Annotated in this window: 24 protein-coding genes and 1 riboswitch; of the genes, 22 read left to right on the top strand and 2 right to left on the bottom strand. The window is 39.8% G+C overall.

The window, feature by feature from the left end; all coding sequences use genetic code 11:
• Positions 1 to 6 precede the first annotated feature (6 nt).
• The 6 genes from MKX73_RS00880 (at position 7) to MKX73_RS00855 (ending at position 6,697) form a co-directional block, all read left to right on the top strand.
• The gene (locus MKX73_RS00880) at positions 7 to 780 is read left to right on the top strand and encodes an enoyl-CoA hydratase (RefSeq protein ID WP_340715908.1); all 774 of its coding nucleotides are present in this window, start codon (positions 7 to 9) and stop codon (positions 778 to 780) included.
• Positions 781 to 842: 62 nt separating this feature from the next.
• On the top strand, positions 843 to 1,616 hold the full coding sequence (locus MKX73_RS00875) for an electron transfer flavoprotein subunit beta/FixA family protein (protein ID WP_008405030.1): 774 nt from the start codon (positions 843 to 845) through the stop codon (positions 1,614 to 1,616).
• Positions 1,617 to 1,672: 56 nt separating this feature from the next.
• Positions 1,673 to 2,650, top strand: coding sequence for an electron transfer flavoprotein subunit alpha/FixB family protein (locus MKX73_RS00870; protein ID WP_340715907.1), 978 nt, complete (start codon positions 1,673 to 1,675; stop codon positions 2,648 to 2,650).
• 275 nt (positions 2,651 to 2,925) lie between these two features.
• Positions 2,926 to 3,240, top strand: a complete 315-nt coding sequence (trxA, locus tag MKX73_RS00865) for a thioredoxin (RefSeq protein WP_339172413.1) — start codon at positions 2,926 to 2,928, stop codon at positions 3,238 to 3,240.
• Positions 3,241 to 3,375: 135 nt separating this feature from the next.
• The gene (gene uvrC, locus MKX73_RS00860) at positions 3,376 to 5,166 is read left to right on the top strand and encodes an excinuclease ABC subunit UvrC (RefSeq protein ID WP_340715906.1); all 1,791 of its coding nucleotides are present in this window, start codon (positions 3,376 to 3,378) and stop codon (positions 5,164 to 5,166) included.
• A gap of 32 nt (positions 5,167 to 5,198) precedes the next feature.
• A riboswitch (Lysine riboswitch) is annotated at positions 5,199 to 5,377 on the top strand.
• An 87-nt stretch (positions 5,378 to 5,464) separates the two neighbouring features.
• Entirely contained in the window at positions 5,465 to 6,697 is a 1,233-nt protein-coding gene (locus tag MKX73_RS00855) for an aspartate kinase (protein WP_340715905.1), read from the top strand.
• Between the two features lie 98 nt (positions 6,698 to 6,795).
• Here the strand turns inward: MKX73_RS00855 and MKX73_RS00850 are convergent, their stop codons facing one another.
• Positions 6,796 to 7,212: a YslB family protein gene (locus tag MKX73_RS00850; protein ID WP_340715904.1), complete on the bottom strand. Its 417-nt coding sequence runs from the start codon at positions 7,210 to 7,212 to the stop codon at positions 6,796 to 6,798.
• Between the two features lie 271 nt (positions 7,213 to 7,483).
• On the opposite strand from MKX73_RS00850, the gene MKX73_RS00845 reads away from it, so the two are divergent.
• The 11 genes from MKX73_RS00845 (at position 7,484) to MKX73_RS00795 (ending at position 16,061) form a co-directional block, all read left to right on the top strand.
• Entirely contained in the window at positions 7,484 to 8,098 is a 615-nt protein-coding gene (locus MKX73_RS00845; RefSeq protein WP_340715903.1) for a succinate dehydrogenase cytochrome b558 subunit, read from the top strand.
• A gap of 95 nt (positions 8,099 to 8,193) precedes the next feature.
• The gene (gene sdhA, locus MKX73_RS00840) at positions 8,194 to 9,939 is read left to right on the top strand and encodes a succinate dehydrogenase flavoprotein subunit (RefSeq protein ID WP_340715902.1); all 1,746 of its coding nucleotides are present in this window, start codon (positions 8,194 to 8,196) and stop codon (positions 9,937 to 9,939) included.
• A 16-nt stretch (positions 9,940 to 9,955) separates the two neighbouring features.
• Positions 9,956 to 10,732: a succinate dehydrogenase iron-sulfur subunit gene (gene sdhB / locus MKX73_RS00835; protein ID WP_008405039.1), complete on the top strand. Its 777-nt coding sequence runs from the start codon at positions 9,956 to 9,958 to the stop codon at positions 10,730 to 10,732.
• 141 nt (positions 10,733 to 10,873) lie between these two features.
• The gene (locus tag MKX73_RS00830) at positions 10,874 to 11,317 is read left to right on the top strand and encodes an acyl-CoA thioesterase (protein ID WP_340715901.1); all 444 of its coding nucleotides are present in this window, start codon (positions 10,874 to 10,876) and stop codon (positions 11,315 to 11,317) included.
• A gap of 69 nt (positions 11,318 to 11,386) precedes the next feature.
• Positions 11,387 to 11,608 (top strand): helix-turn-helix domain-containing protein, encoded by a 222-nt coding sequence (locus tag MKX73_RS00825; protein WP_008405041.1) that lies wholly within the window; start codon positions 11,387 to 11,389, stop codon positions 11,606 to 11,608.
• Positions 11,609 to 11,681: 73 nt separating this feature from the next.
• The gene (locus MKX73_RS00820; RefSeq protein WP_340715900.1) at positions 11,682 to 12,125 is read left to right on the top strand and encodes a MarR family winged helix-turn-helix transcriptional regulator; all 444 of its coding nucleotides are present in this window, start codon (positions 11,682 to 11,684) and stop codon (positions 12,123 to 12,125) included.
• Positions 12,126 to 12,141: 16 nt separating this feature from the next.
• Positions 12,142 to 12,942, top strand: a complete 801-nt coding sequence (racE, locus tag MKX73_RS00815; protein WP_340715899.1) for a glutamate racemase — start codon at positions 12,142 to 12,144, stop codon at positions 12,940 to 12,942.
• 124 nt (positions 12,943 to 13,066) lie between these two features.
• Positions 13,067 to 13,819, top strand: coding sequence for a ribonuclease PH (gene rph / locus MKX73_RS00810; protein WP_340715898.1), 753 nt, complete (start codon positions 13,067 to 13,069; stop codon positions 13,817 to 13,819).
• Positions 13,819 to 14,412: an XTP/dITP diphosphatase gene (locus tag MKX73_RS00805; RefSeq protein ID WP_340715897.1), complete on the top strand. Its 594-nt coding sequence runs from the start codon at positions 13,819 to 13,821 to the stop codon at positions 14,410 to 14,412. Before rph ends, MKX73_RS00805 begins: the two co-directional genes overlap by 1 nt.
• A 106-nt stretch (positions 14,413 to 14,518) precedes the next feature.
• Positions 14,519 to 15,019, top strand: coding sequence for a metallophosphoesterase family protein (locus MKX73_RS00800; RefSeq protein WP_340715896.1), 501 nt, complete (start codon positions 14,519 to 14,521; stop codon positions 15,017 to 15,019).
• A 613-nt stretch (positions 15,020 to 15,632) separates the two neighbouring features.
• The gene (locus MKX73_RS00795) at positions 15,633 to 16,061 is read left to right on the top strand and encodes a group I intron-associated PD-(D/E)XK endonuclease (RefSeq protein ID WP_340715895.1); all 429 of its coding nucleotides are present in this window, start codon (positions 15,633 to 15,635) and stop codon (positions 16,059 to 16,061) included.
• A gap of 101 nt (positions 16,062 to 16,162) precedes the next feature.
• Here the strand turns inward: MKX73_RS00795 and MKX73_RS00790 are convergent, their stop codons facing one another.
• Positions 16,163 to 16,663, bottom strand: coding sequence for a nucleoside-diphosphate sugar epimerase (locus MKX73_RS00790; protein WP_340715894.1), 501 nt, complete (start codon positions 16,661 to 16,663; stop codon positions 16,163 to 16,165).
• Positions 16,664 to 16,904: 241 nt separating this feature from the next.
• Between MKX73_RS00790 and MKX73_RS00785 the strand changes: the two genes are divergently transcribed.
• From MKX73_RS00785 to MKX73_RS00765, 5 genes are all read left to right on the top strand, one after another.
• Positions 16,905 to 17,981, top strand: coding sequence for an aldo/keto reductase (locus MKX73_RS00785; RefSeq protein ID WP_340715893.1), 1,077 nt, complete (start codon positions 16,905 to 16,907; stop codon positions 17,979 to 17,981).
• Positions 17,982 to 18,252: 271 nt separating this feature from the next.
• Positions 18,253 to 19,053, top strand: coding sequence for an ABC transporter ATP-binding protein (locus MKX73_RS00780; protein WP_340715892.1), 801 nt, complete (start codon positions 18,253 to 18,255; stop codon positions 19,051 to 19,053).
• 17 nt (positions 19,054 to 19,070) lie between these two features.
• Entirely contained in the window at positions 19,071 to 19,892 is an 822-nt protein-coding gene (locus MKX73_RS00775; RefSeq protein ID WP_340715891.1) for an ABC transporter permease, read from the top strand.
• A gap of 84 nt (positions 19,893 to 19,976) precedes the next feature.
• Positions 19,977 to 20,990, top strand: a complete 1,014-nt coding sequence (locus MKX73_RS00770) for an ABC transporter substrate-binding protein (protein WP_340715890.1) — start codon at positions 19,977 to 19,979, stop codon at positions 20,988 to 20,990.
• A gap of 39 nt (positions 20,991 to 21,029) precedes the next feature.
• Complete coding sequence (locus tag MKX73_RS00765; RefSeq protein ID WP_340715889.1) at positions 21,030 to 22,382, top strand: LLM class flavin-dependent oxidoreductase; 1,353 nt, start codon at positions 21,030 to 21,032, stop codon at positions 22,380 to 22,382.
• Positions 22,383 to 22,481: the final 99 nt, after the last annotated feature.

The raw sequence follows: 22,481 nt of genomic DNA, 5'->3' as shown, positions 1-22,481 counted from the left end.
TAGAGGATGGAGTTTCTAAGTTGGAAAGTAGAAGAAGGGGTCGCGATAGCTACGATTTCAAGACCACCAGCAAATGCACTTTCACAAGGCTTAATCCAAGATGTGAATGCACTTTTAGACGCTGTTGAAGAAGATGAAAAAGTACGTGTCATCGTCTTGCACGGCGAAGGACGTTTCTTCTCTGCAGGTGCAGATATTAAGGAGTTTACAAGCGTACAGTCAGGAGAAGCATTTACAGGATTGGCGAAAAATGGACAAGATGTTTTCGAGCGTATCGAAACATTCAGTAAACCTGTTATTGCCGCAATCCACGGTGCAGCATTAGGCGGCGGCTTGGAACTTGCGATGGGATGCCATATGCGCTTTGTAACTGCATCGGCTAAATTAGGCTTGCCGGAACTATCGTTAGGCTTAATACCAGGATTTGCAGGTACACAGCGATTACCACGATATGTTGGTGTAGCAAAAGCAGCGGAAATGATGTTTACAAGCGACCCGATTACGGGGACGGAAGCTGTTGAATGGGGATTAGCAAACCGTGCTTTTTCCGATGAAGAGCTGTTGCCTGAAACATTGAAAATCGCTAAAAAAATTGCGAAGAAATCACCAATTGCTCTTAAAGCAGCGATCCAAATGCTGAATTACTCGAAACCGTCTTCTTATTACGATGGTGTAAATGCTGAAGCAAACAGCTTCGGTGAAGTATTTGTTTCTGAAGATGCTAAAGAAGGTATCCAGGCATTTATTGAAAAACGAGAGCCGGTATTTACCGGCAAATAAAAAAATGTATTCTTCCCTGTTTTTCGGGATTAAAATTAAAAAGCTTTTAGGAGGTCTAGATTATGAATATTTTTGTATTAGTAAAACGTACTTTTGACACAGAAGAAAAAATCGTCGTATCCGGCGGTAAAATTCAAGAAGATGGTGCAGAATTCATCATCAACCCATACGATGAGTACGCAATTGAAGAAGCAATTCAAAAGCGCGACGCATTAGGCGGTAAAGTAACAGTTGTGACAATCGGTGGCGAAGATGCAGAAAAGCAGTTACGTACAGCTTTAGCAATGGGTGCCGATGAAGCGGTATTGATTAATACAGAAGATGATTTAGATGAGCTTGACCAATATTCTTCAGCTTATATTTTAGCGGAATATTTAAAAGACAAAGAAGCAGATTTAATTTTAGCAGGAAATGTAGCGATCGATGGTGGTTCAGGACAAGTAGGCCCACGCTTAGCAGACCTGCTTGGCATCAACTACGTAACAACAATTACTTCATTGGAAATCGACGGCACAAACGTTAAGATTGTGCGTGATATCGAAGGGGACGCTGAAGTATTGGAAACATCATTACCATTATTAGTTACAGCTCAACAAGGTTTAAACGAGCCACGTTACCCATCTTTACCAGGTATTATGAAGGCGAAGAAGAAACCGCTTGCAGAACTGGAATTGGATGATTTGGATATCGATGAAGACGATGTTGAAGTAAAAGTAGAAACAGTTGAAATTTACTTGCCGCCACAAAAAGCGGCTGGCCGTGTATTGGAAGGCGATCTTTCTGCACAGGTAAAAGAATTAGTAAACTTACTTCATAACGAAGCAAAAGTAGTCTAATAGAAGTCAACTAGCGTACGAAAATTTTTACGAAGATGGTAATGGAGGGATATTCTATGTCAAAGAAAGTTTTAGTGTTAGGTGAGGTTCGCGAAGGGAGCTTACGTAACGTTTCATTCGAAGCAATTGCAGCAGGTTTACAAATCGCTGATGGCGGAGAGGTAGTAGGTTTATTAGTGGGGGATGCAGTAGCTGGTTTAACGCAGGAATTAATTGCATATGGAGCGAGCCGCGTTATTACAGTGGAACATCCACACTTGAAAAACTATACATCTGACGGATACAGCCAAGCAATTTTAGCAGTAGTTGAACAAGAAAATCCAGAAGCAATCGTATTCGGTCATACTTCTTTAGGTAAAGATTTATCACCAAAAATTGCTTCACGCCTGAAATCAGGGTTAATTTCAGATGTTACGGAAATACAGGGAGCAGGCGATGATACAGTATTTGTCCGCCCGATCTATTCTGGTAAAGCATTTGAAAAAGTAAAAATCAAAGATGGTATTATTTTTGCGACAATCCGTCCAAACAATATTCCGCCATTAGCAAAAGACGATTCTCGTACTGGTGAAGTATCATCAGTATCGGTTGATATTACAAATTTACGTACAATCATCAAAGAAGTTGTGCGCAAATCAACTGAAGGTGTAGACCTTTCAGAGGCGAAAGTAGTAGTTGCAGGTGGCCGTGGTGTTAAATCCGAAGAAGGATTTGAGCCATTAAAAGAGCTTGCTAATTTACTGGGTGGAACAGTTGGCGCATCTCGTGGTGCATGTGACGCTGAATATTGTGATTACTCATTACAAATCGGCCAAACTGGTAAAGTTGTAACACCTGACTTATATATCGCTGCGGGGATTTCCGGTGCGATCCAGCATTTAGCTGGTATGTCGAACTCAAAAGTTATCGTTGCGATCAACAAAGATCCAGAAGCAAATATCTTTAAAGTAGCAGACTACGGTATTGTTGGTGACTTATTCGAAGTAGTGCCAATGTTAATCGAAGAGTTTAAAGCACTTAAAGTAAATGCTTAAAAAGTGATAAATAGCTTCCTTCTTTTGAGGGGAGCTTCTTTTATTTCTGAAGTGTTGTGGTATGGATGATGCGTATGGAGAAGGTTTCGTATTAAGCTTTAAAATGTTTAGATAAAGGGTATACGTACTCTAATATTCTCCATAAGTAATTTATGCGATATCAGATACAACCGCTATATTCTGAGGTGCATTTATATTCCCAAGCATTTTACTACTGTTTAATTGGGAAAACATGCTATACTACAACCATATGTTATTTAAGGAGGCTATTTAATATGGCAATTGTACACGCGACAGATCAAACATTCCCGCAAGAAATTTCAAACGGCACAGTTTTAGTAGACTTTTGGGCTACTTGGTGCGGACCATGTAAAATGATTGCTCCAGTTCTTGAAGAATTAGATTCAGAAATCGGTAACGATGTTAAAATCGTAAAAGTTGATGTTGATAACAACCAAGGTACTGCTGCTGATTACCAAATCATGTCAATCCCATCATTATTATTATTCGTAGATGGTGAATTAAAAGCAAAAACTGCTGGCTTCATGCCAAAAGAAGCGTTAGTGGATTTCATTAACGACAACAAATAATTAATCCTCCGGCCACTCATATGGCCAAGGAACAGTTGATATGTTGAAAGCCGTATGCCCCACAAGGTGTACGGCTTTTTTCTTATACTCTAATCAGTTAAACTATAGGAAAGGACATACTGGACAGGTGAGAATATGAATGCAATCATCAAAGCAAAATTAGAAATACTACCAAATGAATCAGGTTGCTATATTATGAAAGACCGTCAAGGTACGATTATCTACGTTGGCAAGGCGAAAGTATTGAAAAATCGAGTACGTTCTTACTTTACGGGAAGTCATGACGGTAAAACTGCAAGACTAGTCAGTGAGATCGAAGACTTCGAGTATATTGTGACTTCAAGCGATTTGGAAGCCCTTATACTTGAGCTGAATCTAATTAAGCTGCATGACCCGAAATATAATGTGAAACTAACGGATGATAAAACATATCCTTATATAAAAATAACAAATGAACGGTACCCGCGTATTATTACGACAAGAAAAGTGAAGAAAGATAAGGCGAAATATTTCGGGCCGTATCCGAATGCCTATGCTGCGAACGAAACGCGGAAATTACTGGACCGTTTGTATCCGCTTCGTAAATGTACACATCTGCCTAACCAGGTATGTCTGTACTATCATCTGGGTCAATGTTTGGCGCCGTGTGTAAAAGACATCGAGAAACAAGTGTATGACGAAATGATTGATGAGATTTCGAAGTTTTTAAACGGGGGCGTCGAAGAAATTCAGCAAGACCTTCAGCAAAAAATGATGGATGCAGCTGAAAATCTGGAGTTTGAGCGTGCAAAGGAATTCCGGGATTTGATTGCCCATATCGATCAAATTATGGAAAAACAAAAAATCGTTACGGATGATTTAAGCAACCGGGATGTATTCGGCTATGCAGTTGAAAAAGGCTGGATGTGTGTTCAGGTGTTTTTTGTGCGTCAAGGCAAACTCATTGAGCGGGATGTCTCGATTTTCCCGATTTATAATGAGCCGGAAGAGGAATTTTTAACATTTGTCGGCCGCTTTTATGAACAGCCGCACCATCTATTGCCAAAAGAAATCTTTGTGCCGAAAACGATCAATGAAACAATATTACAAAAGCTGTTGGACGTGAAGGTGCTGACACCGAAGCGCGGTTCCAAAAAAGAGCTTGTTGAATTAGCGATGAAAAATGCGGAAATCGCCATTCATGAGAAATTCCAGTTGATTGAACGTCAAGAAGAGCGGACAGTTGGGGCTTGTGAAGCACTTGCCGAAGCGATGCAAATACCGTTGCCGCTAAGAATAGAAGCATTTGATAACAGTCATATGCACGGTGCGGATCCGGTTTCGGCGATGGTTGTTTTTATCGATGGAAAGCCTTCGAAAAAGGAATACCGGAAATATAAAACAAGGGAAGCAGCCAAACACGATGACTATGGTGCGATGCAGGAAGTTATTCGACGCCGTTATACACGTGTTCTGCGTGAAAATCTGCCATTGCCCGATCTGATTCTTATTGACGGAGGAAAAGGACAGATGGAAGTCGCGCGGGAAGTGATTGAAGATGAGCTTGGGTTAGTCATTCCGATAGCAGGGTTGGCTAAAGACGAAAAGCATAATACGTCCCAGCTTTTCTTTGGTACGCCTCCGGAAGTTGTTCCGTTAAAGCGTACAAGTGACGGTTTTTATTTATTGCAGCGCATTCAAGATGAGGTACACCGGTTTGCGATTACGTTTTTACGTCAGCAGCATCAGACGAATGCAATCACTTCTGTTCTCGATGGAATTGAAGGTGTAGGTCCGAAGCGGAAGCAGCAGCTCATGAAGCATTTTGGATCAGTGAAAAAAATCCGCGAGGCAAGCGAACTGCAGCTGCAGGAATCCGGAGTGCCGGGGAAACTGGCGGAAGTCATCTATCGTCATTTTCATGAAGCACCATTGAACAAAGAATAAAATTGTGCTAACATATAAGACAATTCAATATTTACTAAGATAGAGGCGCAGTATTCAACAGTAAATTGCTCGAGGAAGAACAATTCCATTGACAGCAATCGAAAGGGAATCCTGCCGAAGTGAAGTGCGTATTGTTCGCGCAGTTTGCTGGTTTTGCATTTAAGAGATGTAAAACTGTCAGAGCTTTATGTTCTGGAGGGCTATCCTGAAAAACTTATAACTATTATTTGTCTTGACGGCGGCTTTCCATGAACATGGGAAGTCGTCTTTTTGTTTTCGAATTTAAGGAGGGAAAAGTATGGAGACAGTTGTTGTAAAGTTTGGCGGTCCGGCATTGACTACACCGGAAAAAATAGTACATATCGCTAAAAAGGTGATAAAAGAACAAGGGCGTGGCATAAACTTAGTCGTTGTCGTTTCTTCAATGCCCGCTATACGACGAGAATTGAGACAATATGCTGCTGAAATCACCGATGAGCCGTCGAAACGGGAAATGGATGCACTTGCCTCATCAGGCGCACAAATAACAAGTGCAATGCTTGCAATGGCCATTCAGGAGCATGGTGGTAAAGCAGTGTCACTTGCTGGATGGCAAACAGGCATCGTTACAAATCAAAAACACGGTAACGCACGGATCGATCATGTTGACAGTGCACGAATTCGGGAACATTTGGCATTAGGTGAAATCGTTGTAGTAGCAGGTTTTCAAGGAGTTACGGGAACAGACAATATTTCAACATTCGGCAAAGGGGGTTCTGAAACTTCAGCAGTTGCACTGGCGGTTGCCCTCGAAGCGGAGCGTGTCGAGATTTTTTCATCAGTTGAAGGGATTTTTACAGCAGACCCAGAAATTGTAAAAGAATCTAGGAAACTACCGGAAGTTTCTTATGATGAGATGTTGGAATTTGCAAATTTAGGGACTAAAATTTTGCACCCACGTGCGGTTGAACTTGCCAAAAAATACAATATACCGCTCATTGTACGCTCTTTCGTACAGGACGTGGAAGGTACTTTTATTAAAGGGGATGTAGACATGGAGAAAAACTTACTTGTACGCGGGGTAGCCTACGAATCGGATATTATCCGTCTGACAATCGGCTATGATTCTTATGAGACCGCGTCATTGGCAGAAGTGTTTAGTGTTTTAGCAGAAAATGATATCAATGTGGATATTATTGTTCAAGCAGTCATTGATGGCGTGAAGCCGACCATTTCCTTTACGATTTCAAAAGATGAGTTTGCGGAAGCTTTACGGGTACTGGAAACTAGTAAACTGTCGCTTGGGTTTAGTTTTGCGGATTTTGAAGTAGGTTTAGCGAAAGTATCTATTATCGGATCTGCGATGGCATCCAATCCGGGGGTGGCGGCACGCATGTTTGCACGATTAGGTCGCGAACATATTCCTGTGAAAATGGTCAGCACTTCGGAAATTAAAGTTTCTGTCGTTGTACCGCAGGAAGAAATGGTTCGTGCTGCGAATGTGCTGCATGAGGAATTCAATTTGGCGATGAAAGAAGTAACCGCTTCTTAAATTAACAGCTGGAAATGAGCCGAAGCAGCTCATTTTCAGCTTTTTTATTGAGTAAATTTGAACTGCTTCAGCAATAGGGACTCATTATAAGTTGAAGACTAAATTTTCTCTTTTAAATCCCATTTTAACGTAAATTTTACGATATGTTTGTCATTGTCTTTTTCTTCATAGCATTCCGTCAAATAGCCAAGCTGCTTTTGTTTCTGCTCTGCCAAAAAGCCGGCTTCAAGACGGAAACAACGTTGTACAATATTGAGTGGCACTTCCTCTGTTGTCATAAGTATGTAATGAAGTTCGTCCTTCGTTTCCTTTTCCAGAACTAACTGGCCCCAGCCAGCTTCCATAAAAAATGAAGGCAGTTCATCCATTGAAAATAATGGGAACTTTCTAGCAATCTCTTTACCTGCCCAATATAAAACATCTTCTTCATGCTTTCCCAGAATAGAAGGAAGAAGATGGTCACGAATGATTTCGTAGCCAAAAGTTGGAATCGTTTTCATTTTGTACCCTTCCATATAAAAAACCTCTTTCATAAATTTTCTTATAATTTTCATTCTTTCATGAAGAAATGAGTTATAAGCAGAAAAAACGGTTCTCAAAACAGCGTAAAACCGTCTTTAAAATGATTATAAAATATCCTGCGTTGCCTTGACGCTAGTATCTGTTGAGAGTACAATGGACATGTCATAATATTGTACCATGATGAAATGCGCAGTCAACATCCCAACTTTTACAATTTTGAGGCGTTGCGCATGTGTATTTCAAGTACTAAGGGGGGTAACAGTTTTGTCGAAAGATCGTGAATTTTTATGGCGCCGCTTACACTCGTTATTAGGTGTAGTTCCTGTCGGGTTGTTCTTGGTGTTCCACTTATTTCTGAACTTCACAGCAGTTGGCGGTGAAGAAACTTACAATAACGCAACAGGTGTTATGGAATTACTTCCACACTCGTTATTGTTAGCGATGGAATGGATTATTATCTATATTCCATTAATGTTCCACGGATTCTATGGAGTGTATATTGCTTTCACTGCAACATACAACACTGGACGTTTCAGCACATTCCGTAACTGGATGTTTGCATTGCAACGTTTCACAGGTATTTTCCTTGTAATCTTCATTGCGTGGCATATTTTCCAAACACGTATCCAAAAAGCATTAGGTGCTGAAGTTGAATTCAATATGATGGTTGAAATCGTTGACAATCCATTAATGTTAGTATTCTACATCTTAGGTATCGTTTCAGCAGCATTCCACTTAGCGAACGGTTTATGGTCGTTCTTAGTAAGCTGGGGTATTACGCAATCTAACAAATCTCAACGAATCGCAACTTATGTTACATTGTTAATTTTCGTTGTATTAGCAATCGTTGGTGTTGCTGCTATCTTAGCATTCGTCTAATCCCTTAACTTGATCACTACTACATAGTTAAGATCCTAGATGGAATGGAATATGAGTAAAAGTTTTTAGCAATTAATGAGGAGTGAGAAATAATCATGGCAAAAAGTAAAGTTATCGTCGTTGGTGGCGGTCTTGCTGGCTTAATGGCTACGATTAAAGCAGCTGAAGTTGGTACTGAAGTTGAATTATTCTCGTTAGTTCCAGTTAAACGTTCACACTCTGTATGTGCACAAGGCGGAATTAACGGAGCAGTTAATACAAAAGGTGAAGGGGATTCTCCATGGATCCACTTTGACGATACAGTTTATGGTGGCGACTTCTTAGCGAACCAACCTCCAGTTAAAGGTATGTGTGATGCAGCACCTGGTATTATCCACTTAATGGACCGTATGGGTGTAATGTTCAACCGTACTCCAGAAGGTTTACTTGACTTCCGTCGTTTCGGTGGTACGTTAATGCACCGTACAGCATTCTCTGGTGCGACAACTGGTCAACAATTATTATATGCACTAGACGAGCAAGTTCGTGCACACGAAGTAGCTGGTTTAGTTACGAAGTATGAGCACTGGGAATTCCTTGGTGCGGTGCTTGATGACGAAGGCGTTTGCCGCGGTATCGTAGCACAAGATTTACGTTCTGAAGAAATTCGCTCATTCCGTTCTGATGCTGTAATTATGGCAACAGGTGGTCCTGGTATTATCTTCGGTAAAACAACAAACTCAGTAATCAATACTGGTTCTGCAGCATCGATTGTTTACCAACAAGGTGCAACATATTCAAACGGTGAAATGATTCAAATTCACCCAACAGCGATTCCTGGAGACGACAAAAACCGTCTAATGTCTGAATCTGCTCGTGGTGAAGGTGGACGTGTATGGACGTATAAAGACGGTAAGCCTTGGTACTTCCTAGAAGAGAAATATCCTGCTTACGGTAACTTAGTACCACGTGATATCGCAACACGTGAGATTTTTGACGTGTGCGTAAATCAAAAATTGGGTATTAATGGGGAAAACATGGTATACTTAGACTTATCCCATAAAGATCCTCATGAATTAGATATTAAATTAGGTGGTATTATCGAAATCTACGAGAAATTCGTAGGTGATGATCCACGTAAATTACCGATGAAAATCTTCCCGGCGGTACACTATTCAATGGGCGGATTATGGGTTGACTACGACCAAATGACTGAAATCCCTGGTTTATTCGCTGCAGGTGAATGTGACTACTCACAACACGGTGCAAACCGTTTAGGTGCGAACTCATTATTATCAGCGATTTACGGTGGTATGGTTGCAGGTCCAAATGCTGTTAAGTACATTAAAGGACTTAAAAAGCATGCGGAAGATTTACCTGAAGAAATCTACACGCGTCGCGTACAGGAAGAAACAGAGAAATGGGAAGCTATCCTAAAAATGGACGGTACAGAAAACGCTTACTTACTACACAAAGAGCTTGGTGAGTGGATGACTGACAACATGACTGTTGTACGTGTAAACGCAAAATTAGAAGAAACTTATGCGAAATTAACTGAGCTTCTAGAGCGTTGGGAAAACATCAACATTAACGACACGCAAAAATGGTCGAATCAAGGTGCTCACTTCACTCGTCAGTTAAAGAACATGCTATATTTAGCTAAAGTTATGACTAAGGGTGCATTATTACGTAACGAATCTCGTGGGGCTCACTTCAAACCTGAATTCCCTGAACGTGATGATGAAAACTTCTTAAAAACAACTATGGCGAAGTTCGATCCGGCAACGGGCGAACCAATTATTACTTATGCCGATGTAGACGTTTCGTTAATTCCACCACGTAAACGCGACTACTCAGCGTAGAAGGGGGAACTAAACAGTGGAAACAGTAAATACTGGTAGAACAGTTAAGTTAGAAATCGTTCGTCAAGACAATGAGAATGGTGCTACACGCGTTGAAAAGTTTGAAGTTCCTTACCGTCCTGGTATGAACGTTATCTCTGCTCTAATGCATATTCAAAAATATCCTGTTACTGCTGATGGTCAAAAAACGACTCCAGTATCATGGGATATGAACTGTCTGGAAGAAGTTTGTGGTGCATGTTCAATGGTAATCAATGGACGTCCGCAACAATCTTGTTCAGCATTAGTAGACAAGTTAACTCAGCCAATTCGTTTAGAGCCAATGAAAACTTTCCCGGTTATCCGTGACTTACAAGTAGACCGTGAGCGCATGTTTAACGCACTTAAGAAAGTTAAAGCATGGGTACCAATCGATGGTACTTATGATTTAGGCGAAGGTCCACGTATGCCAGAGCGCAAACGTCAATGGGCTTATGAATTATCAAAATGTATGACTTGTGGTGTTTGTATGGAAGCATGTCCAAACGTTTCTGAATCAGCATCATTCATCGGTCCATTTGCATTATCACAAGTACGTTTATTCAATACACACCCAACAGGTGCAATGAATAAAGACGAGCGTTTAAATGCAATCATGGGCGACGGTGGTCTTGCAAACTGTGGTAACTCTCAAAACTGTGTAGCTGCTTGTCCAAAAGGTATTCCTTTAACAACATCTATCGCAGCACTTAACCGTGAAACTACAGTTCAAATGTTCAAAAACTTCTTCGGTTCTGACCACATGGTTGACTAATCGAATGAATATAATTGACCCTCACCTTGGTGAGGGTCTTTTTGTTTTGGATCACTTTCAGATTTCTTACAAATTATGCTATAATGAATGAGTATTCATTATCAGGGGATGATGATGGAATTAAACAAAGGGGGTTTTTTCATGCGAGCTACATATATTCAGGATGCAACAGAATGGATGGCAGGGTTTTCATTTTCTACAAAGGTAAAGGTGCGGTTTTCGGAAACAGATATGTACGGGCATGTGAATAATACAAAAGTATTTGCCTATTTTGAATATGCACGCATCGAATATTTTAAAGCATTAGGATTTGATTTTGCTGCAGGATCGGAAACGGGAAATATGCTCGTTGTGGCAGATATTCAGTGTGACTATTTGAAAGAAGTTTTCTTCGATGAAGAATTGACAATTTTTGTTAAAACCGCATCAATCGGCACATCTTCCATGGATTTGCATTATTTGGTGAAAAATGAAAAAGATGAAGTATGCTATACAGGGCGCGGAACGCTTGTACAATTAAGCAGTAATACGGGGAAAGGTGTCCCTTTACTCGAAGAGCAAAAAAAATTATTGCTTGGGAAATAGTTAAATGCCCTCACCTGCTTTGTATTTTCGACATAATGTACAAAGAAGAGGATAGGAGGGTGTTGCAAAATGAATCGTCCGCAGCATCGTTCGCTGTTAACAAAAAGAGAACGCGAGATTTTTGAGCTATTAATAAAGGACTATTCAACGCGGGAAATATCAACTAAGCTAGGCATTAGTGAAAAAACCGTTCGTAATCATATTTCCAATACGATTCAAAAGCTGGGTGTATCAAGTCGTACGCAAGCGATTCTTGAGTTATTGAGACTACAGGAATTGTCGATTTACTGATTCGATGCTTGCTATTTTATAAAAAAAACTTCAAAATAGAACTATGAAACGCATCGAGGAGTGAATGGAGTAGATGAAAGATCAAAGCACACATAGCTCTGAATCTGTAGCAATCCTGGAAAAAGAACTGAGATATATTTCACACTTAATTAAACAAAAAGGTCGGGAAATTTTAAGCAATTATACGATTACACCTCCGCAATTTATTGCATTGCAATGGTTGCATGAATCAGGTGATATGACGATCGGTGACTTGTCGACGAAGATGTATTTAGCATTTTCGACAACGACAGATTTAGTGGACCGGATGGAGAAAAATGAATTGGTACAGCGTGTCCGTGACGAAAATGATCGACGTGTTGTACGGATTCATCTTTTACCTGAAGGCGAAAGAATTATCCAGGAAGTTATTTTAAAGCGTCAAAATTATTTGCGGGATATTACCCAGGAATTTAACGCAGAAGAGTTTGAACAATTATCAAGAACATTACAAAAACTACATTTATTAATGAAATAGGATAGAGGCGGTACAAGTGAATGCCCCAATTGGTGTTATCGATTCCGGAGTTGGCGGATTAACAGTAGCAAAGGCAATTATGGAGCTTTTGCCGAATGAAACAATTTATTATATAGGTGATACGGCGCGATGTCCTTACGGGCCACGCACAAAGCAAGAAGTCCGCAATTTTACATGGGAGATGGCAAAAGCACTCGAAAAGATGAATGTGAAGATGCTTGTCATTGCATGTAATACTGCGACTGCCGTTGCATTGGAAAGTCTGCAAAAACATATGCCATTTCCGGTTTTAGGAGTTATTAATGCAGGGGCACGAGCGGCCATAAAAAAGACAAAGCGCAATGAAGTTGTCGTATTAGCGACAGAAGGCACGATCAAAAGCGGCGCATATGAAGAAGCGGTGAAATCATTATCGACAAAAGCGAAAATAATTCCACTTGCCTGTCCGACATTTGTGCCACTTGTTGAAAGTGGCGAATACGAAGGCCAATTTTCGTATGACCTCGTTGCGAAAGGGTTAAAGCCGCTTGAAGATGAGCGATTTGATACAGTCATTTTAGGCTGTACACATTATCCTATATTACAAAAGCAAATTGAGGCAGCAGTAGGCTCACAAGTTCACGTCCTGTCATCTGCCGAAGAAACGGCTAAAGATGTCGAAGCGATTTTAAGTTATACAGGACAATTACGTACAGACGAAAAACCGCCGCAGCATATCCTGCATGCATCTGGATCCGTGCCGATTTTCCGTTCCATAGCAGAACGTTGGCTGGAAAAAGGTGAATTGGATATCCGTAAAATTACATTCCAAAAATAGTTGATAGCTCAAATTAGGCATTTTGTCTAATTTGAGCTTTTTCCTTCTATGTCTTGCTTTTCTGCTTTAGACCCTCCTTAAATTGTGATAAGATAAGTGCGCGAACAAATTGAGGAGGTCACGAATGACTAGACATGACTTACGAGCTGTGAATGAATTACGTCCAGTTCAAATTGATAATAATTATTTAATGCATCCGGAAGGCTCGGTATTAATAACAGTTGGTAATACAAAGGTGATTTGTAATGCAACGATTGAAGAGAAAGTACCTGGTTTTTTACGTGGACAAGGTAAAGGTTGGATTACGGCTGAATATTCCATGCTGCCACGCGCTACAGAGCAACGCACACGTCGTGAAAGCTCTGCAGGGAAGGTAAGTGGCCGCACGATGGAAATTCAACGCTTAATCGGCCGAGCATTACGTGCTGTCGTTGATTTAGAAGCGCTGGGTGAAAAAACAGTATGGATCGACTGTGATGTGATCCAGGCAGATGGCGGAACGCGTACTGCATCGATTACAGGAGCTTTTGTAGCGATGACACAGGCAATTGCGAAACTTGGTATTGACAAGCCGTTCGTAAAATTCCCAGTAACCGATTATTTAGCTGCAACGAGTGTCGGAAAACTAGAAAACATTGGCGCAGTCTTGGATTTAAACTATGTGGAAGATTCAGCAGCACAAGTCGATATGAACGTTATTATGACAGGTGCCGGCGAATTTGTGGAGTTGCAAGGTACAGGCGAAGAAGCGACATTCAGCCGTTCAGAACTGAATGAATTACTTGATTTGGGAGAAGCGGGAATTGCACAGCTAATCGAAATACAAAAAACAGCACTAGGCGACATCGCAAACTTGATCGGAAAGGCGGAAGCATAATGAAACAAGTAGTAATCGCAACAAAGAATAAAGGAAAAGCGAAAGACTTTGAAGCATTATTCGGACCATTCGGCTATGAAGTTGTCACAATGTTTGACGTTGCTCCTGATGTGGAAATTGAAGAGACAGGTACAACTTTTGAAGAAAATGCAATTTTAAAAGCGGAAACATTAGCGAACATGCTTGGCAAAATCGTGATTGCAGATGACAGCGGTTTAGCGATCGATGCATTAAACGGTGAACCTGGTGTGTATTCAGCACGTTATGCCGGCGATCATGACGATGAAGCGAATATGGTGAAAGTGCTGGAAAACATGAAGGACGTACCTGAAGACGAACGTACAGCGCGTTTTTGCTGTGCATTGGCAATTGCAGGTCCGAATATGGAAACAAAAACAGTATTCGGTACATGTGAAGGTGTAATTGCACATGAAAAGAAGGGGACAAACGGATTCGGCTATGACCCGATTTTCTATGTGCCTGCTTTGGAAAAACATATGGCGGAGCTGTCTGCCGAAGAAAAAGGTGCCATTTCACACCGAGGTAATGCCATTCGCAAACTGGCATTACAATTAGCGGAATTTCTGAAATAGCAATCTCGGGAATTGCTGGGAACTGTAAAAAAATGTTTAACTACGATTGAATTTTCGTTTCAATGCTGTCAAACTAAGTATAGAAATGTAAAGGATGTGGATACGAATGAAGCTATTGATTATGAGTGATACACATGGTGACGAGGAAATCATTGAACGTGTAAAGGGCTACCATCCAGATGCGCATAAAGTGATCCATTGTGGTGATAGTGAACTGCCGTATTCACATCCTGCTCTGCAGGGAGTGGAGCGTGTGAAAGGGAACTGTGATCATGACCATAACTATTTGGAGGAGATGCTGTTTCAGGTAAATGGAGATCGTGTGTATGTGACACACGGGCATTTATACGATGTGAAAAACTCTCCGATGAAACTGATTTACCGCGCAAAGGAAGTTGGCGCACAAATTGTATGTTTTGGCCATTCACATATCCTTGGTGCAGAATATATTGACGACATATTATTTATCAATCCGGGCAGCTTACTGAAGCCACGCCGGAACGAAGAAAAGTCATTTGTGACTCTGACAATAACTTCCACACATTTTACATTACAATGTTATGACGATAATAATAATTTGATCGATGAATTGTTTTATGAGCGTTAATTAATAATGTGAAGCCTTGAAGTAATGAGGGCTTCACTTTTTTAATACAAAATTTAGCGAATGGAAAATTATTTTAGTTAAATAATAATTTTGTTTAATTTGTTTGTTGACTTTAAATATAATATAACATATAATAAAAAATGTCTTTATTACCAATTGGTTTAAAGAAATTGTCTCAGTAGCTCAGCAGGATAGAGCAACGGCCTTTAAGTAAATAGGAGCCTTTATACGGAAAATGAACGTATAAAGTGGACGACACCGTATCGGTAAACCCTTAACAGATTATGCTGATGGCAATACCGAGGAAACGAGAACATTTGAATGGCTTTATGCAGGTAAAATGTTTGCTGCAAGAAATTGCGGGAGGTTCCGTAGAGACTAAACGTGTCGCACCTGAAATGGTGAAGTTATAGTCCAGACCAACAAATTATACGTCTGTATAAGTAGTGAAAACTATAGTGGTAAGCTAAGCCGTCGGTCGGGGGTTCGAATCCCTCCTGGGACGTATAAATACTGTCAAACTTGAATTAACAGGTTTGATGGTTTTTTTTTTTTGCAAAAAATCAATTAGTAATTTAAAATAAGAACAAATGTTCCTATTGGAGGTGGTTGCATGTACTTTCATCATACAAAGACAAAAGGAGATTTAGCGGTATTAAAAAGCCAATTAGATTTGTTTGAAAAAGGATATTTGGTGTTGCTGCCACAAACAGAGCATGCGCCTTTTGATATCGTTGCATATAAAGATCAACAATTTTGGCGAATACAAGTTAAGTACCGTAATATGAATGAAAACGGAACGATGTATGTAAAGTTTCAACAATGTTACTCGACTAAAAATGGTGTTCAAATCCAGGATGTCGATAAATCACAAATTGATCTTTACTGTATTTATTGTCCGGAGACAGACCTCTGCTATTATTTTAATCCAAAGCAATTCAATAGATCTGTCACAATTAGATTAAAGGAAACAAAAAATAAACAAAAAAAAGGTGTTTATTTTGCTGAGAGCTTTTTAGAAATACCTGAGATTTTGGAGTGAATACTCCCATGAAACAGGTCGACCAGTAATTCTGGCTGACCTTTTCATTTGAACGGATTATGATTAATATTACCGGCGATAGAATCCAACTTCGCATAAAGTCATTTCAATGCGATATTTTCAATATACAGGTCAACATCTTTCATCAATTGTTTAAATAAGATTCTATTTTTCTTTTTTATATTTATTCTTTTTCGTGCAGACTTTAAAGAGAATTCTTCATGAACAATACAGCTTCTGAGGTTCGCCAATAACTTAGTATTATTCTTGAAGGTTAAGTGATCTCCCAGTTTTCTTTCTAAATCAAGAATAATATTCATGTCGGACTTATTTTTATATTTATGCTTAAAATAAACTTTAAAAATGTCTTTTAGCAGTTGTTCAGTTAATGAATACAATTCGACTGTGAGCGTTGCATATTTTCGGTCCCTGCGGCGCCCGTAAAATTCTTCCAGTTCATAATCGCTCAAGAGGTCCACCCATTTAAAAGCACCTGATTTATTCGAAGTATTTTTTACAATTTGCTGAAATTCTTTTTCGATTAAACAAAGATCAGCGAATGCATGATCTTTTAATTTTTTAATTTCTTTCTTCTTACTCATCTCAAACACTTCCTTCCAATGATTTAATTTAACAAAAAGGGGGATGTCCATTCACTTATTGCCCCAGTACAGACAAGTCACCTCTTTTTTCTTACCCGAATTTTTCTATGAATCAACTTTTTTTTGACTTCTTCAGATACCGCAAAGGATTTCAGCGGTTGCACAATCTATCATGTAAAGACATTACAATGTTTTATTTAATGGAGAACATGGGAAAACACAATGCATAGGAGGGATAAAGATGAATTATAATTTATTTGGCAATTCAGATTTGAAAGTTTCTAAATATGCATTGGGTGCGGTAATGTTCAGTACAAATGGTCTTGAAGAAGCGGGTGCAGTGGACCAGACAACCGCGAATTATATGGTGGATTATGCACTGGATCAGGGCATAAACCATTTTGATACACCGAACATGTATGCAAAAGGTGATGCGGAAGTTATTTTTGGCAAAGCGATAAAAGATAAACGCCAGGATATGATCATCAGCAGTAAAACAGGATTCCAGCTAATTGATAAACCAACCGATACGGGTGCTTTAATCAACGTTGATTCATCGATAGATACCTTATTAAAAAGGCTTGGTACAGACTATATTGACTTATATTATGTACATTGCTGGGATGGCCAAGTAGACGTAAGTGAAACTGTTCAGGAGATGAATGAATTAATTAAAAAAGGGAAAATCCGGCATTGGGGAGTAGCCGACTACAATGGCTGGGCGCTTGCTAAGACACATACATGGGCAGTAGAAAATAATATGATACCGCCAATTGCGCAGCAAATCTATTACACACCAGAATCTCGTGAAGCAGAGTACGAAATTTTGCCGGCAGGTAAAGAATTGGGCATTGCCAATAGTATTAGATCTCCGCTTGGTGAAGGGCTGCTTACAGGTAAATTTACAAGAAACAAAATGTTCGAACCAGGTACAAGACAAGAGAACGGCTGGCCGGAAACATATATTAAAAATCCGGATTTGTTTTATAATCTAATTGATTTATTGCAAGACGTTGCGTCTAAACATAAAGCGACAGTACCGCAAGTTGTTCTCGCATGGCTGCGCGATCGACCAAATGTAGATTCAATTATCCTGTCTCCAAGAACGAAAGAACAATTACATCAAAATATTGCATCATATAATTTAAAATTAACAAACGACGATATTTCACAAATCAATAACCTGACAGCACTGGAACCTGTTTATCCATTATGGCACCGCGCTATGAATACATTGGATCGAGCTTCGAATGCGGAAAAGGTCTATTTGGATGAATACATTAAGTTGATGGATAGAAAAAACCAGACTGGCTTATAATTAACGGACTCCAAGTATAGTCCTGAAAAGTAATCTGATAATTCCAATAAAACTAGTTGACATTTAAACCAGTTTTATTTATGATTAATTCAAATATATGATTCAGCAAGCTCACTAGAGATACTAGAGGCTCCCTTATCTAATTGATAAGGGAGCCTTTTGTTTTAGCCGGGAGGAGGATTGACGAATTGAGAGTGAGTGGAAGATCATAAAAATTTTTATCAAATAAACATACTATTTTAATTGGAATAATATGAATGGAGGTTGAACAATGGAAAAAATCAAGTTTGAACAAGTCTCCAAAAACTTCTTAGTTCGTGATGAAAACAAAAAAGGGGCACAACGAGAGTTTACCGCTATTCAAGGCATTGACTTCTCGGTAAAAGAGGGTGAATTCCTTACTTTAGTTGGACCTAGTGGCTGTGGGAAATCTACATTACTCGATTTGCTGACAGGTTTAACGAATCCGACAAAAGGCAGAATTCTTATTGATGGTCGTGAAATTAGCGGACCAGGACTGGACCGTGGGATTGTCTTTCAACAGTATGCATTATTTCCATGGAAAACAGCACGCGGCAACATTGAATTTGGGTTAGAAGCGAAAGGTATTCCGAAAAAGGAGTGGCAAGAGAGAACCGATTATTATTTGGAGTTAGTAGGCTTGAAAAATTACTCTGATCGCTATCCGCATGAATTATCAGGGGGGATGAAGCAGCGTGTAGCTATTGCGCGGAGTTTAGCATTCAATCCGAATGTATTATTAATGGATGAACCGTTTGCCGCATTAGATGCACAAACTCGTGAAACATTACAAACGGAATTATTGCGCATTTGGAAGAAGACGGGTAAGACAATTATTTTTATTACACATGGAATTGATGAGGCAGTTTACTTAGGAGAACGGGTTGTTGTTCTTTCAGCCAATCCGGGAACTGTCAAAAAAATTATAGATATTCCACTGTACAATCGTTTAGCAGACGCAGATATTAAATCAAATCCTGCATTCGTAAAAGCAAGGCATGAGGTATGGAGCTTACTGCATGAGCCGGAATATCAAGGTGCACATATTTAAGAAGGGGAGGGTTTTAGATGGTAACAATAAATAAACCGACGCAACTCGAAGAACCGAGTAAACGACATAGGGCTTCCGGAAAATCATTTTCGTTCTTAGCAAAAGCCTTTAAGAAATCAATCGTACTTATTTTGTTTGTAATGGTATGGGAGCTGGCTCCACAATTAGGTTTAGTGGATAAGACGTTTTTACCGCCATTTACCGAGGTCATTCGAGCATGGTACGACTTACTTATAACAGGGGAAATATGGAGACATTTCGAAGCGAGTATTTTACGCTCACTTTTTGGCTTTGCTTTGGCATTAATTATAGCGATACCACTAGGTCTGCTAATAGGATGGTATCCGCTGGCGAGAGAATTATTCACACCAATCCTGGAATTATTCCGTAATACAGCGGCATTAGCGTTGTTACCGGTATTTATTTTATTGTTAGGAATCGGTGAAGTTTCCAAAATATCAATCGTGCTATATGCATGTACTTGGCCAGTGTTATTAAATACTATTTCTGCTGTAAAAAGTGTGGATCCGTTATTAATTAAATCAGCACGTTCAATGAATATTTCCTCATTTAAACTGTTTTATAAAGTTATTTTACCTGCATCGGTTCCGACAATTTTTACTGGTATTCGTATGGCGGGGACAGGTGCGATTTTAGTATTGATTGCTGCCGAGATGATTGGTGCAAAAGCGGGGCTTGGTTATTTTATTACGTATTCGCAATATAATTTCCTGATTGCGGAAATGTATGCGGGCATTATTACGATCGCATTATTAGGCTTATTGATTAACTATGGTCTTTCCGGTGCAGAGCGCTACTTCTCGCGTTGGAAACAGTGAGTATTTTATTTTTCATTAAAACCTACTAATTTTATTCGTTTTCTAATGTATATGCTCTTTAAAAAGGAAAAGGGGAATCGTAGCATGAAGAAGATTTGGTTGTTATTAGTCGTATTGAGTGCAAGTCTGGGCGCTTTAACAGCATGCTCAAGTAAAGATTCAAATAGCACGGCAAGCGCAAATGGTCAAGATCGGGTTATTCAATATCAAAGCACCCCGGGAAATGTAATATTTCCGGAATTAGCGGAGTCCCTCGGTTATCTGGGGAATTTAGAGCTGGAAAAAGTAAGTGATATGGTCGGCGGTCCAGAAAGTATTCAACTAACAGCAACAGGCGAAACCGATTTCGGTTCAGCATTTAACGGCGCCATTATTAAATCTTATGCACAAGGGGTGAAGATTAAATCGGTTGTAGGTTCTTACGGTAGTGATGAAAATACATTTATCGGCTATTACACATTGGACGAAAGTGGCATTAAAACAGCGAAGGATTTAATCGGCAAGAAAATTGGAATGAATACATTAGGAGCACACTCTGAATTTGCAGTGAAACAATTTTTGCGTGATGGCGGTTTAACAGAAGCCGAAATTCAGGGAGTTCAATTAGTTGTTGTACCAGGCGCAAGTGCAGAGCAGATATTACGGGCTGGTCAAATCGATGTTGTAGCACTTAGTGGTATCGGGAAAGAACGCGCTTTGGAAACGGGCGGCATTTATCCGGTATTTAAAGATACCGATTTATTTGGCCAATTTACAGCAGGCGAATTCTTTTTTACTGAAAAGTATATTGAAGAAAATCCGGCCACAATCAAAACATTTGTAGAAGGTGTATCAAAAGCAATCGAATGGGCTAGAACGACGCCCCGTGAAGAAGTCATTGCGAAATTTGAGGAAATTGTTTCTGCACGAGAAGGTAATGAAACAACGGAAAATTTAAAATACTGGAAAAGTACAGGGATTGCTGAAACAGGCGGTCACATTGCAGAAAAGGAATTTCAAATCTGGATCGACTGGTTATTGGAGAATGGTGATTTACAAAAAGGACAAGTGAAGTTAGAGAATCTGTTCACAAATGAATACAATCCATATGCCAAATAAAGCTTTTAACTAAATTCAACGAAAAAGGAGAATATTATAATGACAAAAAGACAATTAAGTTTAGGTGCGTTTATCAATCTTCCGGGTCACCATGTTGCAAGCTGGAGACATCCTGAAACCGAAGTGCGTAAAGTAACAGATTTAGCCTATTTAACAGAAATTGCGCAAATTGCGGAGCGCGGGAAGTTTGATAATTTATTTTTTGCTGATGTATTTGGACAGCCAATATTAGAAAATGCACACTCGGGATTGAAGCTTGATCCGGTCGTGATTATTTCTGCATTAGCGGCTGTCACGAAAAATATCGGTTTAACAGCAACGTTAACAACATCATACAATGAACCATTTCATGTAGCGCGTAAGTTTGCGGCAATTGATCATTTATCAAAAGGCCGTGCAGCCTGGAATGTTGTAACATCAGCCAATGAACGAGAAGCATTGCTGTTTGGACGTGATGCACACTATCAACACGCGGAACGTTATGAGCGTGCCGATGAATTTGTAGATGTAGTGAAGAAGCTATGGTTTTCGATAGACGAAGAGGCACTTGTTATTGATAAGGAAAGTAGTCGTTATTACAATTTAAACAAAGTGACTGAAATAAATCATGAGGGGAAATTTTTTAAACTGAAAGGAACACTCGATGCACCTTCCACACCACAAGGCCATCCGGTAATCATACAGGCGGGCTCTTCGGAGGCAGGAAAAGAGCTGGCAGCGAAAACAGCTGAAGTTATTTTCACTGCATGGCAAACACTGGAGGATGCTCAGGCGTTTTATAAAGATGTTAAGGGGCGTTTAGCAAAATATGGCCGTAATCCTGAAGATCTTAAAATATTGCCAGGAGCTTTCATTGTTGTAGCTGAAACAGAAGAGGAAGCCATTGCGAAACACCAGCAATTAAATAACTATATTACGCCAGAAGTAGGGTTGGCTTATTTATCCGGCTTTACGGGTGTAGATTTATCAAAGCACGACTTTGAAGGGCCAATTCCAGATTTTAATGGTCAGCAAATTGACGGCACGAACCCGAATATTCGAGCGAATATTGTAAAAGGTATTGTAGAAGCAAAAGATTTAAAGACTTTGAGGGAATTATACAACAATATTGCAGGGGCTCGCGGGCACCGCGAAATTGTGGGGACGCCAAGCCAAGTGGCCGATCAGTTACAGGAATGGTTTGAGAATGATGCAGCTGATGGCTTTAATATAATGGCACCAACTTTCCCGCAAGGATTCAATGACATTGTTGAACTCGTAATTCCAGAACTGCAGCGACGGGGACTATTTAAAACGGAGTATGCAGGTACGACATTACGTGAAAACCTTGGCTTAAAACGACCGGTTAATCCTAATATACAGCCTAAAATTCCCCAAGAAGTTCCGCTTTAATCTGCTTTTTCTGATTTACCAGGACAAAATAATTAAAAAGCACTTCAGATTTTGTATTACTAACAATCTGAAGTGCTTTATTTGTGAGTAACAGAAAAT

Source organism: Solibacillus sp. FSL W7-1436, from assembly GCF_038007305.1.
Classification (GTDB): Bacteria; Bacillota; Bacilli; order Bacillales_A; family Planococcaceae; genus Solibacillus.
This window is presented reverse-complemented; position numbering and strand designations above follow the sequence as displayed.

Bases quoted from the DNA above. Each gene is read 5' to 3' on its own strand.
- MKX73_RS00800 (WP_340715896.1), top strand. From the start codon at position 14,519: ATGAAGCTATTGATTATGAGTGATACACATGGTGACGAGGAAATCATT.
- MKX73_RS00830 (WP_340715901.1), top strand. From the start codon at position 10,874: ATGCGAGCTACATATATTCAGGATGCAACAGAATGGATGGCAGGGTTT.
- MKX73_RS00775 (WP_340715891.1), top strand. From the start codon at position 19,071: ATGGTAACAATAAATAAACCGACGCAACTCGAAGAACCGAGTAAACGA.
- rph (WP_340715898.1), top strand. From the start codon at position 13,067: ATGACTAGACATGACTTACGAGCTGTGAATGAATTACGTCCAGTTCAA.
- MKX73_RS00780 (WP_340715892.1), top strand. From the start codon at position 18,253: ATGGAAAAAATCAAGTTTGAACAAGTCTCCAAAAACTTCTTAGTTCGT.
- MKX73_RS00805 (WP_340715897.1), top strand. From the start codon at position 13,819: ATGAAACAAGTAGTAATCGCAACAAAGAATAAAGGAAAAGCGAAAGAC.
- MKX73_RS00875 (WP_008405030.1), top strand. From the start codon at position 843: ATGAATATTTTTGTATTAGTAAAACGTACTTTTGACACAGAAGAAAAA.
- trxA (WP_339172413.1), top strand. From the start codon at position 2,926: ATGGCAATTGTACACGCGACAGATCAAACATTCCCGCAAGAAATTTCA.
- MKX73_RS00785 (WP_340715893.1), top strand. From the start codon at position 16,905: ATGAATTATAATTTATTTGGCAATTCAGATTTGAAAGTTTCTAAATAT.
- MKX73_RS00870 (WP_340715907.1), top strand. From the start codon at position 1,673: ATGTCAAAGAAAGTTTTAGTGTTAGGTGAGGTTCGCGAAGGGAGCTTA.
- MKX73_RS00825 (WP_008405041.1), top strand. From the start codon at position 11,387: ATGAATCGTCCGCAGCATCGTTCGCTGTTAACAAAAAGAGAACGCGAG.
- MKX73_RS00820 (WP_340715900.1), top strand. From the start codon at position 11,682: ATGAAAGATCAAAGCACACATAGCTCTGAATCTGTAGCAATCCTGGAA.
- MKX73_RS00790 (WP_340715894.1), bottom strand. From the start codon at position 16,663: ATGAGTAAGAAGAAAGAAATTAAAAAATTAAAAGATCATGCATTCGCT.
- uvrC (WP_340715906.1), top strand. From the start codon at position 3,376: ATGAATGCAATCATCAAAGCAAAATTAGAAATACTACCAAATGAATCA.
- MKX73_RS00765 (WP_340715889.1), top strand. From the start codon at position 21,030: ATGACAAAAAGACAATTAAGTTTAGGTGCGTTTATCAATCTTCCGGGT.
- MKX73_RS00795 (WP_340715895.1), top strand. From the start codon at position 15,633: ATGTACTTTCATCATACAAAGACAAAAGGAGATTTAGCGGTATTAAAA.
- sdhA (WP_340715902.1), top strand. From the start codon at position 8,194: ATGGCAAAAAGTAAAGTTATCGTCGTTGGTGGCGGTCTTGCTGGCTTA.
- MKX73_RS00770 (WP_340715890.1), top strand. From the start codon at position 19,977: ATGAAGAAGATTTGGTTGTTATTAGTCGTATTGAGTGCAAGTCTGGGC.
- MKX73_RS00855 (WP_340715905.1), top strand. From the start codon at position 5,465: ATGGAGACAGTTGTTGTAAAGTTTGGCGGTCCGGCATTGACTACACCG.
- MKX73_RS00880 (WP_340715908.1), top strand. From the start codon at position 7: ATGGAGTTTCTAAGTTGGAAAGTAGAAGAAGGGGTCGCGATAGCTACG.
- MKX73_RS00850 (WP_340715904.1), bottom strand. From the start codon at position 7,212: ATGGAAGGGTACAAAATGAAAACGATTCCAACTTTTGGCTACGAAATC.